The 15275-nt window shown below is 68.1% G+C and carries 13 protein-coding genes, 1 tRNA gene and 7 pseudogenes; 15 read left to right on the top strand and 6 right to left on the bottom strand.

From position 1 onward, the window contains the following. Positions 1 to 74: 74 nt before the first annotated feature. Together AB0D12_RS38655 and AB0D12_RS38650 are read left to right on the top strand one after the other, a co-directional pair. Positions 75 to 362 (top strand): hypothetical protein, encoded by a 288-nt coding sequence (locus tag AB0D12_RS38655; protein WP_362694008.1) that lies wholly within the window; start codon positions 75 to 77, stop codon positions 360 to 362. Positions 363 to 769: 407 nt separating this feature from the next. Further along, a pseudogene (locus tag AB0D12_RS38650) lies at positions 770 to 1590 on the top strand (integrase core domain-containing protein). Positions 1591 to 1736: 146 nt separating this feature from the next. Here AB0D12_RS38650 and AB0D12_RS38645 read toward each other — a convergent pair. Further along, positions 1737 to 2786 carry a M36 family metallopeptidase gene (locus AB0D12_RS38645; protein ID WP_362694005.1) on the bottom strand — a complete coding sequence of 350 codons (1050 nt, stop codon included), beginning with the start codon at positions 2784 to 2786 and terminating at the stop codon, positions 1737 to 1739. Positions 2787 to 3061: 275 nt separating this feature from the next. Here AB0D12_RS38645 and AB0D12_RS38640 point away from each other — a divergent pair, with 275 nt between their 5' ends. The 3 genes and pseudogenes from AB0D12_RS38640 to AB0D12_RS38630 all read left to right on the top strand — a co-directional run. Beyond that, positions 3062 to 3301 carry a transposase gene (locus AB0D12_RS38640; RefSeq protein ID WP_362694003.1) on the top strand — a complete coding sequence of 80 codons (240 nt, stop codon included), beginning with the start codon at positions 3062 to 3064 and terminating at the stop codon, positions 3299 to 3301. A 49-nt stretch (positions 3302 to 3350) separates the two neighbouring features. After that, positions 3351 to 3551: a hypothetical protein gene (locus AB0D12_RS38635; RefSeq protein WP_362694000.1), complete on the top strand. Its 201-nt coding sequence runs from the start codon at positions 3351 to 3353 to the stop codon at positions 3549 to 3551. A 42-nt stretch (positions 3552 to 3593) separates the two neighbouring features. Next, positions 3594 to 3790 (top strand): annotated as a pseudogene (locus AB0D12_RS38630) (MFS transporter); the annotation flags it as partial. On the opposite strand, the gene AB0D12_RS38625 reads toward AB0D12_RS38630, so the two are convergent. From AB0D12_RS38625 to AB0D12_RS38615, 3 genes are read right to left on the bottom strand one after another with little or no spacing between them, the layout of a single operon-like run. Continuing rightward, on the bottom strand, positions 3783 to 4745 hold the full coding sequence (locus tag AB0D12_RS38625; RefSeq protein WP_362693997.1) for a hypothetical protein: 963 nt from the start codon (positions 4743 to 4745) through the stop codon (positions 3783 to 3785). The pseudogene AB0D12_RS38630 and the gene AB0D12_RS38625 overlap by 8 nt on opposite strands. Further along, entirely contained in the window at positions 4742 to 6064 is a 1323-nt protein-coding gene (locus AB0D12_RS38620; protein ID WP_362693994.1) for an MFS transporter, read from the bottom strand. Before AB0D12_RS38620 ends, AB0D12_RS38625 begins: the two co-directional genes overlap by 4 nt. Next, complete coding sequence (locus AB0D12_RS38615) at positions 6064 to 7410, bottom strand: discoidin domain-containing protein (RefSeq protein ID WP_362693991.1); 1347 nt, start codon at positions 7408 to 7410, stop codon at positions 6064 to 6066. The genes AB0D12_RS38620 and AB0D12_RS38615 overlap by 1 nt, the downstream gene beginning before the upstream one ends. 255 nt (positions 7411 to 7665) lie before the next feature. Here AB0D12_RS38615 and AB0D12_RS38610 point away from each other — a divergent pair. After that, a pseudogene (locus tag AB0D12_RS38610) lies at positions 7666 to 8053 on the top strand (pseudouridine-5'-phosphate glycosidase); the annotation flags it as partial. Between the two features lie 180 nt (positions 8054 to 8233). Here the strand turns inward: AB0D12_RS38610 and AB0D12_RS38605 are convergent. Together AB0D12_RS38605 and AB0D12_RS38600 are read right to left on the bottom strand one after the other, a co-directional pair. Continuing rightward, complete coding sequence (locus AB0D12_RS38605; protein WP_362694050.1) at positions 8234 to 8494, bottom strand: hypothetical protein; 261 nt, start codon at positions 8492 to 8494, stop codon at positions 8234 to 8236. A gap of 353 nt (positions 8495 to 8847) precedes the next feature. Next, a pseudogene (locus AB0D12_RS38600) lies at positions 8848 to 9241 on the bottom strand (transposase); the annotation flags it as partial. 219 nt (positions 9242 to 9460) lie between these two features. Between AB0D12_RS38600 and AB0D12_RS38595 the strand changes: the two are divergent. From AB0D12_RS38595 to cas2e, 9 genes and pseudogenes are all read left to right on the top strand, one after another. After that, a pseudogene (locus tag AB0D12_RS38595) lies at positions 9461 to 10030 on the top strand (transposase); the annotation flags it as partial. Between the two features lie 84 nt (positions 10031 to 10114). Continuing rightward, a complete protein-coding gene (locus AB0D12_RS38590; RefSeq protein ID WP_362694035.1) occupies positions 10115 to 10939 on the top strand; it encodes an aspartate/glutamate racemase family protein in 825 nt (274 codons plus the stop codon). Positions 10940 to 11528: 589 nt separating this feature from the next. After that, a tRNA-OTHER gene (locus AB0D12_RS38585) sits at positions 11529 to 11613 on the top strand. 404 nt (positions 11614 to 12017) lie between these two features. Continuing rightward, positions 12018 to 12515 (top strand): hypothetical protein, encoded by a 498-nt coding sequence (locus AB0D12_RS38580; protein ID WP_362693988.1) that lies wholly within the window; start codon positions 12018 to 12020, stop codon positions 12513 to 12515. Beyond that, positions 12491 to 12892: pseudogene (locus tag AB0D12_RS38575) on the top strand (transposase); the annotation flags it as partial. The gene AB0D12_RS38580 and the pseudogene AB0D12_RS38575, both read left to right, overlap by 25 nt. A 4-nt stretch (positions 12893 to 12896) precedes the next feature. After that, positions 12897 to 13301, top strand: a complete 405-nt coding sequence (locus tag AB0D12_RS38570) for a VOC family protein (protein ID WP_362694032.1) — start codon at positions 12897 to 12899, stop codon at positions 13299 to 13301. Between the two features lie 382 nt (positions 13302 to 13683). Next, positions 13684 to 14331: a hypothetical protein gene (locus AB0D12_RS38565; RefSeq protein WP_362693985.1), complete on the top strand. Its 648-nt coding sequence runs from the start codon at positions 13684 to 13686 to the stop codon at positions 14329 to 14331. A gap of 219 nt (positions 14332 to 14550) precedes the next feature. Further along, positions 14551 to 14754: pseudogene (locus AB0D12_RS38560) on the top strand (type I-E CRISPR-associated endonuclease Cas1); the annotation flags it as partial. Continuing rightward, positions 14751 to 15107, top strand: a complete 357-nt coding sequence (gene cas2e / locus AB0D12_RS38555; RefSeq protein ID WP_362693982.1) for a type I-E CRISPR-associated endoribonuclease Cas2e — start codon at positions 14751 to 14753, stop codon at positions 15105 to 15107. The pseudogene AB0D12_RS38560 and the gene cas2e, both read left to right, overlap by 4 nt. Positions 15108 to 15275 lie beyond the last annotated feature (168 nt).

Genomic DNA, 15275 nt, shown 5'->3' with positions numbered 1-15275 from the left:
CGTCGCCGCGCAGGTACGGTCGGGGAGGGCGGGGATCTAGGGTGGACGTACCGACAGCACTGTGGAGGTGCGTCATGGGGCACAGCCACCACTTCCACCTGGATCAGGGGGGCCATTCGATCACCGTGAACGTCGGGCCTGGAAAAGACGGAGAGATCGAGCTCCTGGTGAACGGCAAAGTGGTCGCGTGCCTGAAGGAGCACGGCCGTGGGACGAGCCTGCTGACCGGCGAACTGCCCGACGATCCCACCCGCCCGTTCCGGGTCCGGGTACGCCAGCCGCACCTCGTCCCGTCCAGGCTCAGATGCACGCTGGAGCTGGACGGCGTAGAGCAGCCCATGCCGGAGAGGCCCATGGTGTGAGCTCCCTGCTCCGCTGTGGGCGGGATCAGGTGAACAGCGTGCTCCCCTCCAGGTCCGACGGACCCGCAACTCTGGTGCAATGTGCTGCCGCGAACCCCCATTCAAGATCTGCCGCCGTGGGCGCACCAGGGATCTGCGCTTCGGCTCCGAGCGGTGCCCGCCGAGCCCGACACACCCCGCGTGCCACTACGTGCCATGCAGAGCGGTAAACAGCGGATGCCAGGGGCAGCTTCGATCCATCCAGGGCAGGCCCGCGGGTAGCGTTTCGCAGGCCAAAACCTTGCGCTTGCCGATAACCTCATCCGCCCTGGTCGGAGCTGGTGTGTGGGGTGTATGGGATGTCGAGCGCGGTCGGTCGAGTCTGCGCCGTCGCGCGGCCGTCGATCAACGCGGCATGATGATCCACCATGCTGCTGCGACTGGCCTACTTGGGTGTGGCGAACGCGTTCACTCTGCTGCGCCTGTTGCCGATGAGCGCTGGGGACAGGGTCGTCGAGATCCTCGCGTTGCGTCATCAGATCACGGTGCTGGAGCGCCAACTGGGCAAGGAGAAGGTGCGGTTCACCCCGAGCGACCGGGCGTTCCTGGCAGCGCTGCTGCACCGGCTGCCGCGGGACGTGCTGCGCAGGCTGCGGCTGCTGGTGCGCCCGGACACGGTGCTGCGCTGGCACCGGGCACTTCTCGCCCGCCGCCACGCGGCCGCCTCCCGGCCGAAGCGCCCGGGTCGGCCCCGCACCGTGCGCTCCATCCGCGTTCTGGTGCTGCGCCTGGCGCAGGAGAATCCCTGAGCGCGGCAGTCGGCGGATCCGGATTCTGGGCGCCACGGCACACCCGACCGCCTCGTGGGTGGCGCAAGCCGCGAAGAATCTTGTCATGGACCTCGAGGACGCGGGCTGCCGGGCGCGGTTCCGTATCGGGGACCGGGACGGGAAGTTCCCTGCCTGTTCGACGCGATCCTCAAGGATGCGGGCATCGAGATTGTGCTCAGTGGCGTCCGGATGCCGAGAATGAACTCGATTATGGAGAGAAGGGTGCAGACCTGCCGGCGCGAGCTGCTGGACCGCACGTTGATCTGGAATCAGCGGCATCCGCTTCACGCCTTGCGCGAGTTCGAACAGTTCTACAACTCCCATAGGTCTCATCAGGGCATCGCGAACACCCGCCCACTACGACGCTCCCCGAGCCCATCACCGATCCCGGGCAGATCGCCCACCTCGACATACGCTGACACGACCGCCTCGGCGGCATCCTGCACGAGTACCAGCATGTTGCTTGACCTGCGCGGACGAGGTTTTCGGCAGGCGCACCGTCCAGATCAGCGCCCGACGCACCGGTGGCCGCCGCGTCGAGCGACGGCCGCCGATCGGCGAAGCATTACTGAATGCCGGGGATCTCGCGGTCCTTGAACGCACTGCGGACTGTGTTCGCCGCGCTTGTGCCGTACATGCGCTCGGCGGTCGCGATCGTCGTCAGTGCCGCGTCCTTGAAGCTGGTGTCGGGCGTGAAACCGAACTGGGCGTTGATGATGATCCGGTCGGCGGTCCTCGCGCCGAGCGCGCTGCGGAGGTCGAAGAGCGCACGGGACCAGATCTCGCCGTCCGCGTGCACCTCCCCCACCCGGTCCCCGTAGACCTTGCTTCCGTCGATGCGGCGGAGGCAGTGCGGGGCGGTGCTGTACGTGACCGAGTCCCAGTCGGCGACGCACGCCAGATCGGCCTTCATCGGCCAGCCGTACTTGGCGTCCGCGTGTGCGCCGACCTCGACGGCGAGATAGTCACCGAAGGCCTCGCCGATCGAGCCGGCCTCCAACGATGTGCCGAAGCCCGGCACTTGGGCGTGGTGCACGGCATGCCCGTACTCGTGGACGATCACCTCTGCGTCCTCGGCATCGTCCACCCCGCCCTTGCCGAAACGAATTTCGGCCTTCTTGTCGGTGAAGAAGGAATTGTCCGCACCCCACTGGTTGATACGGACCGGCTGGACTCGGTTGTTGGCCCCGGGCAGTTCGCTGCCGAAACCCAGGCCCTGCAGGTACTCCTGGGCCTCGTTCACCCAGAAGTAGGCCATGACCTGCTCGAACTGGTCGTCGTGCCGGGTGTACGAGCCGACGTCAGTCGTCTTTGCCGAGGCTCCGGTGTCGGATCTCACGGAGACCCACGTCCCGGACAGACCGCCACTGCCGTCCAGGTTTCGCAGCGCGGCGACGGCATAGGCAGAGGCCGGTACGGCCCCAGCGGCATCCTTGGCGTCGGTGAGCAACTGATCACCGGACGACTGGACGGGATTGACCATGAAGACGCGCGCCTGCGGCCCAGTCGGAGCGGATCCGGAGGCCGAAGCCGACCCGGCCGGTACGGCCAGGGTGAACAGCGCCACAGTAGCGGTGGCTGCTGCAGTCAGGCCTCGGGATGTGCGGCGAGCCATATACATCCTCCATCGATGGGATGTGATGAGCCGGATTTGGGGGGTGGCTCGGTGCGGGCGTGATCCTTGCGCATCACGGGTGGCTTTGGCCATGGGTCGCCCATGAATTCGCCGACGAAAGGGGTCGCCAGCAGGACATTCCGGCGCCGGACCAGGAACGCGCCGGACGAATCACGTCCGACGGGCGGCGCCGCATCGGCCCGTCGCAGCTGCGCCCGTACTGCCGGCCAGCAGTTCGCAGAAACTGTTGGGACTGGCCTTGCTACGGCTCCGACATGACGGAGGCGGAATGGCAGGTCGTCCGGGTGGTGCTGCCGGTTCCTGCCTGGTCGGAGGGCCGGGGCGGGCGCCCGGAGGGCTACTGCCACCGGCAGGTGATCGACGCTGTCCGCTACGTCGTCGACAACGGAGTCAAGTGGGCCAACCTGCCCGCAGACTTCCCGCCGTACCGGCGAGTGCATGCCTTCGCCCGCCGCTGGCAGGCGAAGGGCCGGACTCCACGACCGGCTCCGTGACCGCGTCCGGGACAAGGAGGGTCGCTCACCGGACCCGACGGCCGCGATCGTGGACTCACAGTCGGTTCGGGCAGCGGCGAACATCCCGCGCTCCACGTCCGGCTGGGATGACGGCCATCTCGACCTGGTGGCAGCCACGGTCCACGGCAGCAGGCTCAAGAGCTTCTGGATAGTGCCCGGCACGGACTCCGGGTTCGACACAACCGCGACGCGGCATCTCTCGTACAAGGACCTGGGCCTGGGCGGCTGAGTGCCGACCGTCGGGCCGACAAAGGGCTGCAACCCGCGATGGCTCACCGATTCGGTTCCGCAGCCTGCCCGCGCCGCCGTGCAGGGCCTGTCCGACCTGACCATGAACACCTCGGCGGGCATCGGCGGCGCGGCGGCCGGGCTGATCGTCGCGCAGGCGAGCTACGGCTGGCCGCCGTGGTCGGCGCCTGCCTGCTGCTGCCTATGTCAGCTCTGGCCGTACGCAGGGCGCTCAGCTGACCGAGGCGGGCGACGAGGCTCCGGGCACCAGCAGCCGGGGTTCGCCCGAGCCGTCGGCCGGCACCGTCCAGATGTCGCGGCCACGCCCGTACGCCAGCGTGCGGTTGTCCAGCCAGGCCGCCTGGTCGTCGACGCTCTGCCGCTCGGCGAGGGGATGCTCGCGCAGGGTGCGCACATCCAGCACGTGCAGCCGCCAGGGGCGGCCGGGATCGCCGGACACCTTCTTCTTGAAGGCGATACGGGTGTTGTCGGGCGACAGTGAGGGGCATTCCACGTTGCCGCGCAGTGCCCGCGCCGACCACTTGCGCATGTCGCCCTCGACGAGATACGTGCGGCCACCGGTCGAGACGGTCGCGTAGAAGCGGTTGTCGTCCCGCGCGAAGGTCACCCCCCAGTAATTGACATCGGGGGCGTGGTGACGGCGGCCGTCGATGGTGAGCGGGATCTGTTCCATGCTCTTGACGAGATAGCCGGTGCGCAGATCGAGGATGGATGTGCGGGTGGAGAAGGCGGAAGTGGCGTACGAGTCGCCGCTCGCGAACATCGTCCACGACAGCATCCGCCCGGAGGCCGACACTCGCGCCCGGTTGGGAATCCCGGGCAGGGCGATGTGCCGGACTTCCCGCAGTCGCCGGTCGAGCACCACGGCGTACGCACGCGGCGGCACGCCGGGACGGCGCCGCAGGCAGAGCGCGGTGCCGCCCGCTGCGTAGAAGCGCTCGCAGGACGGGCCCCCGGCGGTGCGTGAATCCCCGCCCTGGGGCCGGCGGGCGACGCGCCCACCGGCGGTGTCCCGGAAGTAGAGCCCGGGCAGGGCGAGGGTGAATCCGCTGTCGGAGGAGGCTTGTTGCCGGTCCCGGGAAGCCCGGAAGGTGTAGCCGGCGGCGGCACCGGACAGTACGACGACCGCGAGCACGATCACCAGGATCCGGGCGCGCGGGCTCAGATGGGTCATGACACATCCCCTTCGGTAGCCGGGATTTCGGCAGGCGGGACTTCGGTACGCGGGCTTAGGGGGTTACGCGGGAGAACGGTCCAAGCCGCGGCCAGTGCCGCCGCCAGAGCGACCGCAGCCGCCACCAGCGCGGGCCGCGACCCCCACAGGGTCCATGCCGCCCCGAATCCGGCCGCCGCGACAAGCCGGGCCACCGCCTGGCCGGTCTGCAGCAGCGCAAGGCCACTCGCTCGCCGGGCCACCGGCAGCACCGGCCCCGCCAGTGCCATCAGCACCCCGTCTGTGGCGGCGTAGAACACTCCGAGCAACAGCAGTACGCAGACGAGCACGTACGGGCCGCCCAGCGGACCGAGCAGCAACAGATAGCCGAGGAGCAGGGCCATGTGCCCGTACAGAAAGGGCAGTCGGCGGCCGACGCGGTCCGCGATCCGGCCAACCGGCAGCGCGAGCAGCAGATAGACGGCCGCGGCCCCGAGCGGCAGCAGCGGGAACCAGCTCACCGACACGTCCAGCCTGCGCTGCAACAGCAGATAGACGAACGCGTCCCCGATGGTGGCCGCGCCGAGCAGCGCCGCCGCGCTCAGGATCCGGCGGAATCGCGCGTCCCGCAGCGCGTCGAACGCCGTGCGGAACGCCGTGCCGAACGCCGTGCCGAACGCCATGCGGGACCCGGGAGTCGGTGCGGACGGCGGCCCCGGGCGGCCGGGGACGCACACGACCAGCAGCAGCACGCCCAGCAGACCCGCGCAGAAGCTCACCACGAACACCGCGTCGTACGCGTCCGCGGTCGCCCACAGGAGGGCGAACGCGGCGAGCGGCCCGAGCAGCGCACCCGTCGTGTCCATCGCACGGTGCACGCCGAAGGCCCGCCCCAGCGCGTCCGGCGGGCTGCTCAGCGAGATCAGGGCATCGCGCGGGGCGGTCCTGATGCCCTTGCCGATCCGGTCCGCCGCCAGCGCCGCCGCGATCCCGGCCGTCGCACCGCCCGCGAGCAGCAGGGCGAGCCTGGAGCAGGCGGAGAGGGCGTAGCCGGTCCCGGCGACCCGTTTGTGCCGTCCGCCACGGTCGGCGGCATGGCCGCCGAGAAGCCGTACGAGCGCGGTCGCGCCGTTGAACAGCCCGTCCAGGAAACCGAATTGGAGCGGAGAGAGACCGAGCCCCAGGACGAAGTAGAGCGGCAGGACGGCCGTGACCATCTCCGAGGAGATGTCCGTGACCAGGCTGACCGCGCCCAGTGCGAGAACGGTGCCGGGGACGCGCCGCCCCTTCCCTGCTTCGGGCGGAGGCGGTGCGTCCTGGCGAGCTGTCGCCAGATACATCAGTGGCAGGTGTAGGTCGGGCCGGTGTCCTTGGCCCGGCCGTCCGTGCCGACGTACTGCCAGCTGTAGCCGGTGTCCGTGAGGTCCAGCTTCAGCACACCGTACGAACCGCTGATCCTCTTCTGGCTGTTGGGCTGTACCTCCTCGATCGGGTAGGGCTCGGCGCCGCCCATGCCGCCGACGATCTCGACGATGCCGTCGGCGACGGCCTTCCCGTCTGGGTTCTGCGGCGCGAACCGCTCGTAGTGGTGGTCGTGGCCGTTGAGAACCAGGTCGGCCTTGGCCCCGTAGAGGATCTTCCATACCGGCTTGCTGACGGGGTCGTTGCCGTGCCCGCCGGAGCTGAAGAGCGGATGGTGCCAGTACGCGGCGATGCAGCCCTTGGTGTTGCGGGCGAGGTCGTCCTTGAGCCACTGGATCTGCGCGCTCTGGTCGAAGGTGTTGGAGTCGAGCGCGACGAAGTGCCAGTTGCCTTCGTCGTAGCTGTAGTAGGGCTTGCCCTGGGGATAGGCGATCGCGCCGAAGTAGGCCTTGTATCCGGCGAAGGCACCGGCCGGATCGTAGGTCTCGTGGTTGCCGGGCACCGGCCGGGTCTTCGTCTTGAACGCGCCCCAGCTCTTGTCGTAGTAGGCGCGGAAGTCGGCGATCCGGGCGTCGTCGTACTGGTTGTCGCCCATCGTCAGATAGAACTTCGGGTTGACCTTCTGCGCCTGCGCGGCGGTCTTCGGGTGTGCGCACGAGCTCGACGACGCGGTGCACTGCGCGGCGATGTCGCCGGCTGCGACCACCGTGAACGCGCCGGTCGGCGGCACTGTGCCGTCGAGCGTGCCGTAGACCTGGACCTCGTGGAGCGAGTAGCCGTACGAGGTGCCGCGAGCGGTGCCGTACACGCGCAGATGACGGCCCTTGCCGCTCAGTCCGGTGAGATCGTCCGTGCCGCCGTTGCCCGCCGTTTCGGTGGCGATCGGCGTCCAGGAGGCGCCGTCGGCGGAGACTTCGACGCGGTACGAAGTGGCGTACGCGGCCTCCCAGTCGAGCGTGACCCGGGAGATCGTGGCGGTCGCGCCGAGGTCGACCCGGATCCACTGCGGATCCTTGCCCTCGGCGGAGGCCCAGCGGGTGGCGGGATCGCCGTCGAAGGCACGGGCCGCGCCGAGGGTGGAGCTCTCGACGGACGAGGCGGTGGCGGGCTTGCCGCGCGAGAGGACCGCATCGGCAGCCCGCTGGGGAACGCGGGCGTCGGCGCGGTCGGGGTGGGCGATGAGTACGCCGACGAGCAGCACGAGGGCGGCGACGATGGCGAATGTCGCCGTACGGCGTGGTGAGGCGGAGGCGGGCAGGCGCATACCTGGGCTCCCTGGACGGGGACGGCGAGAGCTGGACACCGTGCGAACCGCCGCGACCTGGGCAGGGCGCAGCGCACAGCAGCCGGGTCAGAGCTCTCGCTGAGCGCGTCACGCCCCAGGGGCGCCGCGCCAAGCCGCTGCGGGCAGCCTGGCAATGAGCCATGCCCCTGTCAATACCGACAGGAAACCTTCCTACCAATACGGTCTCCCGCGAGCGCGGGTTTGGACGCAGCACTCCCGTGCCAGGGATGGGACATGCTGCTGACCGAAGTGACCGAGGAAGTACAGGAAGCGCTCGCCGCGCACCGGCCCGTCGTCGCCCTGGAGTCGACGATCATCGCGCACGGACGCCGCGTCCGCGCAATCTGGCCGTCGCCGAGGAGCTGGAGGAGCTCGTACGCTCCGAGGGTGCCGTCCCCGCGACGGTCGCCGCGCTCGACACACCGTCCATATCGGCCTGGACAAGCGGCAGTTGGAGCGGGTCGCGGGAGACGAGGACGTTCGCAAGCTGGCGCACCGCAATCTTGCGCCGGCGATGGCTGCGGGGGTGAGCGGGGCGACGACCGTCTCGGCGACGGCGTTCCTGGCGGCGCGGGCCGGGATCCGGGTCTTCGCGACCGGCGGCCTTGGCGGCGTGCACCGACCCTCCGCCAGGCCGGCGCACACCGGGGGCGCATTCCGTGGCCCCGGAGGTCCGTGGCCTCGTACTCGCCCGCGTCCCGTGGAGTTGCTGACCGCCCAGCGGCAGGAACAGCTGTCCGGACGGCCCTGCACGGCGGCCGCTTCCACCGGAAACGGCCGCCGACTGCGTTCCGCAGTGTCTTCAGCGTGCTGTGCGCAGGTACTCGCTCCGTGCGGTGACCAGCGCCCGCCAGCGGCTGCGGGTGAGCTGTTCGCCGTCCAGCCACCGGGCCTCGGAGGGGACATCGAGGGCGAGACCGGCCATGAAGTGGGCGAGGTCGACGTAGTAGGCGTAGTTGCCGGACTGGGTGAGGTCGCGCAGTCGCGGCTCTGGCTCAACTTCCGTGACGTCGCCACGGTGAGTGACGGTTCGCGGTCCCGAGGTAAGCCCAAACCGGGCCATAGGACGATCTCGATGGTCATGGGCGGCTGAGAGCTACGAGTCCTCGATGATCCCGCAGGTGGTGAAGGGCTGTTCGTCGGTGCAGTCCATGAGGCTGCCCACAGGTGCGGGGAGCAGAATGTCGCGGAGTCCAGCCCAAATCAGCTTCTGGGACCATCCCCGCGGGTGCATGGAGCAGTCGTCCACGGCACGGCTGCCGGCACCGACATGGGGTCCCCCCGTTACTGTTTTCCTGGCTCCGCAATGGGGCCTCCGGCCTTCGGGTCCGGCATGATCGCGACGCTCCGCGACGGCACCTTCTATGAACCTCGGCCGGCGACCGCGGTCACCTGACCAGTGGCTCTGCGAGGAGGCTTCGATCCTGGCCGGCCGCGATCGACGAGTGAGGGGCCGACGCGATCCCCCTTTAAGGGCTCTGACATGGGAACCGTCGATCGCACAGTCCTCCATGTCCAGTGCCCCGTTCACTCTCAGTTCGGCGAGCAGCGCCTGGTGCAAATGCGGCCAGACACCGGCTTCGGTCCAGTGCCGCAGTCGTCGCCAGCTGGTGACTCCGGAACAACCCACGACCTGGGCAGGGACATCACGCCAGGCAACTCCCTTGCGCAGCACGTAGATGATCCCGGCCAGTGCCACTCTCTCCGGCACGGGAAGTCGCCCGGGATGCCGGTGTCTTCGCGTCGGACGCGGCGGGAGAAGCGGCGCGATGCGCTCCCAGCGGTCATCAGGAACAAGATCAGCTAGCACTCCGCAGGCCTGCCCAAGCGGCCCCTCCGCCATCCACTGACAACGACTCCATTCTGAAACGATCAGTAAGAGGCAGCGCAGATAGGCGAGGTGGCGCCATCTCGGTAGCAGAGCAGGCGCAAGTCTTGGCGATCATGGAGTTGCGACGCTCTGTGATCACCGGGGAGGCCTGTGCCTGTACTGCCATCATGGCTGACCGAACCACTCTGGAACTAATTCATCGCCCTCCTGCCTGAGCGACCGGCCTACGGCGCCGACGCATCCGTTGGGCTGCCACCGCCCACGCATCAGCGACCGGGTCGTCTTCGACAAGATGCTGCAGCTCCTGCGGTTCGGCTGCTCCTACCAGGCGATCGCCGACACGACCTGCTCGGCCACCACGATCCGCAACCGCCGGGACGAGTGGACCGGCTCGGCGTCTTCGCCGAACTCAAGCAGATCACGTTGGAGTCCTACGACCGGATCGTCGGCCTCGTCCTCGATCGGATCGCCGTCGACGGTTCCATCACCAAAGCCCCCGGCGGTGGTGAGGTCGCAGGACGTTCACCGGTAGATCGCGGCAAACAGGGATAGAAACGCTCAGGTATGACGGATGGTTATGGAATCCCACTTGGCCGTGTGCTGGCTGGAGCGAATCGTCACGACTCCCCGCTGCTCGCCCCGACCGTGGACCGCCTGGAGGACCTGGGACCGCTGCCCGAAGACGTCACCGTGCATCTGGACGCCGGCCATGACTCGGACAAGACCCGCACCCTGCTCTACGAACGCGGCCTGCACGGCCGCATCGCGCGCCACTCACCGCTGGGAGGGCCGCCCCCGCCGCCGGTGACGGACCGCCATCTGCGCCAGTGGTCGGCTGGTAACTTGACTCCCATGATGGTGGCATTGATCGACTCAGGGCTTGGCCTCCTTTCCACCACAGGATGGCTTCGGCACCTCGCCCCGGAACTCGATCTGCTTCTGTTTCTGGACCCCGACGGCGCCCCCTGGGGATCGAGAACGGCCTCCTTCGTCACGGACCGTCTGTTCAGTGCCGCCCAATTGGCCGTCCAGCGGGGCGCGGAGGCCATCGTGGTCCCCTGCAACACTGCCACCGTCACCGCGATCGACGCTCTGCGCGAGAGCTTTGAACCCCGTGTGCCTGTGATCGGAACCGTGCCCGCCGTGAAGTCGGCCGCAGCGGCCGCCCAAGGCATCGCCGTGTGGGCAACCGTCCGGACCACGGCGAGTGACTACCAGGATCGCCTGATCGCGGACTTCGCGAACGGCCGGCCTGTCGCGCGTGTCGCATGCCCTGGTCTGGCCGAGGCGATCGACCACGGAGACATGTCGGCAGCAGCGGAAGCGATCGCCGACGCGGCAAAGCGGACCCCCCAGAATTGCGACTCCGTGGTGCTGGGATGCACGCACTACCCCCTCGTGGCGCCAGAGATTCTGCAGAGCCTGCCCACCGGAACCACCTTGTACGACAGCGCGGAGGCAGTCGCCCGCCAAACACTGCGGCGATTGGACAGAACCACGGAATCGCACAGCAGCACGGGCTCCATCGACGTGGTACTCAGCGGGCGCCGCGGAAATCTCCCAGCAGGCGCCCACGCCTACCCGGTGGGTCGCGCCCTTGCCGCCGCAGCGCGGGTGCCCCGCGAAATTCTCATCACTGCCGCAACTCGCGCCTCGATGGCTGCTCCAGCGATCTGAGCAAGCCCCGGAACCCCTTCATCTCGTCGGCCAGGCGTACAGCCACTCCGTTCGCGGCAGACCCCGGGAAATCACAGAGCGTGACAACTACGTGATCGCCCAGGACCTGTGCCTGTTTCGCCCAGGGCTCCCCACCGCGCCTATCTGCGCGACCTCCAAGGCAGGTTCTCGGTGCTGCTCCCCGCACCCGCGGGGATGGTCCCGCCCCGCCGCCGCTCGCGCTCACGATTGAGGTCTGCTCCCTACATCCGCGGGGATGGTCCCGACACCGCCTTCAACCTCGCGGCGGGCGACCTCTGCTCCCCGCACCTGTGGGGATGGTTCCGGGAGTTCCGCATGGATGGTGTCCCGCCAGGTGGTGTAGCCGGTCAAGGTGCGTGAACGCGCGGGTGTCTGCCCGGGCGTGCACCCGTTGTCGATAACTGCTCCCTGAACAAGGGGCAAGCCATCGCGCAAGTCTCCGTGGGGTATTGGCAGTTCAACCGGAGGAGCGCGCGATGGCCTTGTCTCAGTCTGACCGGATGATCTTGCTTGGGCATCGGTGAGAAAGGGGTGGCCGCGCCAGCCTGCGAGTGGGTAGGCTCCGCCTGGCCATGCGTCGTCTAGCGGCCCAGGACACGGCACTCGGGTTCGCCCCGATGCGGAAACCCCGGTTCGAATCCGGGCGATGGCCACCCTCGGCTTAACTGCACCACTTCGCGGGACGCGACCTCTGCATGTCCGAAACCACCCCTGAACTGCTCCCCGCACCTGCGGGGATGGTCCACCCTACCGGCCCATGACCGACGTCCTGGAGAGCTGCTCCCCGCACCCGCGGGGATGGTCCCTTCACGCGCCTGCACTTCCCGACCGCTTCCCCCTGCTCCCCGCACCCGCGGGGATGGCCCCTCCCGCTCCACCTCGGGATGCTCGGCCAGATGCTGCTCCCCGCACCCGCGGGGATGGTCCCGCAGACGGGACCGTGGACTCGACGGACGGCATCTGCTCCCTGCACCTGCGCGGGGGGGCGTGCCCCTAATGTCTTTGGTCAAGGGAAACGGGGGTGCGTTGGATCGGGTAGCCGGGCAGCATGGGCGGGGTGGCTGATCTGCTGTGGGATGACGTGAGCTGTTTCTTCGACCCGGACCTGATGGGGTCGCTGCCGGACGTGCGTGTCCCTGATGCCTCGGTGGAGGACTGGCAGGCGGTCCTCGATCTCGTCGAGGCGAAGGGTTGGAGGTGCCAGTACTCCGAAGGCGAGGCGGTGTTGCCGGTGCCTCGGGCGGAGGCAGTGCTGTCGCGTCCGGCGGACGCCGAGTGCCCGAACCTGCGAGTCTGGCCGACTGCCGATGTGCTGGCGATCTTCCGTTTCCATGCCGCCGATGAGATCGACTTCGATGTCGACCTGCGGGAGTTGCAGGGCCAGGAGCGACTTGATGTGTTCTCCGGCTTCCTGCGGGAGATCGGGCGGCACTTGGGCAAGCCGGTGCTGATGGATCCGGAGGGCGGCTATGGCCACCCGGTGCTCGGCTTCGATGTCGATGCCGGTCGAGTCGTCTCGCCGATCGGTACGGCACCCCATTGGCTGTCTCGCTGACCGGTGGGAACCGCCACGACGTCACACAGCTGATCCCGCTCCTAAACGCGATCCCCAACATTCGGGGTCTGCGTGGCCGCCCGCTCCGCACGCCCAGACGGCTGTTCGCCGATCGCGGTCACGACTTCGACAAGTACCGCCGCCTGCTGTGGAAGCGCGGGATCAAACCGCTTTTCGCCCGTCGGGGGACCGTGCACGGCTCCGGCCTCAGCCAGACACCCTGGGTGGTTGAAAGGACCTTCGCCTGGCTCCATCAGTTCAAACGACTCCGAACCCGCTACGAACGCCGGGCCGACCTCCACCAAGGCCTACTGGAACTGGCCTGCACCATCATCTTCCTACGCCGACTGCGCAGATCGCTCCGGGACGATCCGTAAAAGCGTGGTACTTCTGAGCTGTAAGCACCATAGTCAGCGGGGGATCGGACATCTGTACGCCATCGTCATCGACTGCCCCGACCCGTCCGAGCTCGCCGACTTCTACGGGAGACTGCTGTCACTTTCACGGCTGGAGGACACTCCAGAGTTCGTCGTGCTCGGCACTACGACAGGTACTGAAGTCGTGGCATTCCAACGAGTCCTCGACTTCCGACCGCCACAGTGGTCCGCCCCTGATCATCCTCAGCAGATGCACATCGACGTCATGGTCGCGGATCTCGACGTGGCCGAGCCACAAGTGCTTGCGTTGGGCGCAACGCTGCTCGACGGGTCAGACAAGCCAGTCGGATACCGGGTGTACGCCGACCCCGTCGGCCAACCCTTCTGCCTCGTCACTTCATTGAAATGAACAGCAAGGCCCCTGCGTTAGCGCCTCCCATCGGAGCCCCGACACAGTTGTACACCCCGAATCTGGTTCTGAAACGATCAGTTAGTCGTCTTCTCGATGGGGCCAAACCCGCGGGTGCGGGGAGCAGAGGGAGCGCCGCGAGTTCGGCGACCCATCCTTGGGACCATCCCCGCGGGTGCGGGGAGCAGCCGCCGTTCATCACGAACACCACCGCGGTGACGGGACCATCCCCGCGTGACAGCGGCCATCAAGAACTCCCCACGTACGGCCAGATCGGTGAGTAACCGTGCGTGCTTGCGGGATGGTCGCTCGCACCTGGGTCAGACCGCCGGCGGGCTGGGTATGAATGCGCCTGGGGACTAGAGCAGTTGAGGAGGGGGCAGTGAGAGGGAGACCACAGTTGTGGGTGGCCGGCGTCCTGCTGGGCGTCGCCGCTTCAGTGCTGGTGTGCGGGCTGGCCGTGGCCGCGGTGGTGCTGGTTCCCGCTTGGTGGCCGCACCCGGCGGTGGCGGTCGTTGCGACGCTGTTGGTCCTCGGCGTGGGGTTCGCCTTGATCGGCGTGTGCTTCGTCCGTCTTGGTTCCTGGCACTTCGGGGTGGCCGCGGTCGTGGAGTTTCTCCTGGCTCTGGGGTTGCTGGCGTTTCTCGACCAGGCCGTGCTCGATGTGTGGGGCAAGCCGGTGGACACCGTCGTCACGGAGTCCGTACGGCATGAGCGGAACTCCCCGACGGGGAAGGTCACCCGGTTCTGGTGGGAGTGCTCGCTGGAACGCCTCGACGGCACGGAAATCGAGCGGAATCTGAGGGAGTCGGAGTTAATCCCGGTCGGGAAGGCATGCCCCGCCGACGCGGAGGCAGGAGACCGGCTCGTGGTGTACGCGGCGCCAGGAGGCTTCGCCGCGCCGCAGACGAATGCCCCTGTCGGGGGCATGTGGCTGGTCGTCGCATTCACTGCTGCTGCCACGGCAGCGGCAGCAACGTTTACGGCTGTCGGCATGACTCGTACGGGTACGCCCACGAATCCTCCGTAAGCCCCCGTACGGTCAGTCCCCGTCGTCGACCCACCGCTCGCCGCCACCGCCTTCGACAGCCCATAGGACTCCGTCGGCCACCAGATCGAACTCGCCGGCGACGAGATCACTTTCCCTGACATGGCCAGGATCTATGAGCGGGTCAACAGCTGGCTCGAGACCAGCACTCCCAATTGCGGTCATCGCCAACGCGCGGTCACGGCGCTGCCGGTCGTCGCCAGGGCGGTGGGCGACCGCATCAACGAGACATCGCTGCTGGACCGGTGCGTCGACGACATCAAACGCCTCCTCCTGCCGGACCCGGCGTCCTCAGCCGACTCGCGAGACCGCGACGTCGTCACGCTCCAGAGCGACAGAGGCCACCAGGTCGCCGCCGGACGCAACTACGGAGACCCGGAAGAGCACGTGGAGATGAGCTGGTGACTGTAATCGTCCTCACCAACTGCCCTGCAGGGCTCCGGGGGTTTCTCATGCGGTGGCTGCTCGAGATCTCCGCCGGCGTCTTCATCGGCAACCCCTCGGCGAGAATCCGCGACCTGCTGTGGGAAGAAGTCCAGCAGTACGCTGGCCAAGGCCGGGCCTTGCTCGCACACACCACGAACAATGAACAGGGCTTCACCTTCCGCACCCACGACCACAACTGGCACCCGCTCGACCACGAGGGCGTGACCCTGATCCGCCGCCCCCACCCGAACGCGGATGCACCCAGCCCCCCAACTACTCCGCAGCGGGGCTGGAGCAAGGCATCCAAACGCCGCCGCTTCGGACGGACCTGACACCTGATATGTCGAATTAGTGAAACTTGCCGGAATCAACGAAAGTACTCCAGAACGGCGTGCGCCTGCGCTAAGACGCCATCCGCTTTCCGAACGTGATCGTTTAGTTCGGGGTGAGTGGGCATGAACTCCGGCCGGTGGCGGGAGAGATGGGTGTGTTTCGTCCGT

The organism is Streptomyces sp. NPDC048479 (genome assembly GCF_040651435.1).
GTDB lineage: Bacteria > Actinomycetota > Actinomycetes > Streptomycetales > Streptomycetaceae > Streptomyces.
The sequence above is the reverse complement of the archived record's forward strand: the minus strand, read 5'-3'. Positions and strand labels throughout refer to the sequence as shown.

Bases quoted from the DNA above. Each gene is read 5' to 3' on its own strand.
- AB0D12_RS38625 (WP_362693997.1), bottom strand. From the start codon at position 4,745: ATGACCCATCTGAGCCCGCGCGCCCGGATCCTGGTGATCGTGCTCGCG.
- AB0D12_RS38615 (WP_362693991.1), bottom strand. From the start codon at position 7,410: ATGCGCCTGCCCGCCTCCGCCTCACCACGCCGTACGGCGACATTCGCC.
- AB0D12_RS38645 (WP_362694005.1), bottom strand. From the start codon at position 2,786: ATGGCTCGCCGCACATCCCGAGGCCTGACTGCAGCAGCCACCGCTACT.
- AB0D12_RS38655 (WP_362694008.1), top strand. From the start codon at position 75: ATGGGGCACAGCCACCACTTCCACCTGGATCAGGGGGGCCATTCGATC.
- AB0D12_RS38620 (WP_362693994.1), bottom strand. From the start codon at position 6,064: ATGTATCTGGCGACAGCTCGCCAGGACGCACCGCCTCCGCCCGAAGCA.
- AB0D12_RS38640 (WP_362694003.1), top strand. From the start codon at position 3,062: ATGACGGAGGCGGAATGGCAGGTCGTCCGGGTGGTGCTGCCGGTTCCT.
- AB0D12_RS38605 (WP_362694050.1), bottom strand. From the start codon at position 8,494: ATGGCCCGGTTTGGGCTTACCTCGGGACCGCGAACCGTCACTCACCGT.
- AB0D12_RS38590 (WP_362694035.1), top strand. From the start codon at position 10,115: ATGATGGTGGCATTGATCGACTCAGGGCTTGGCCTCCTTTCCACCACA.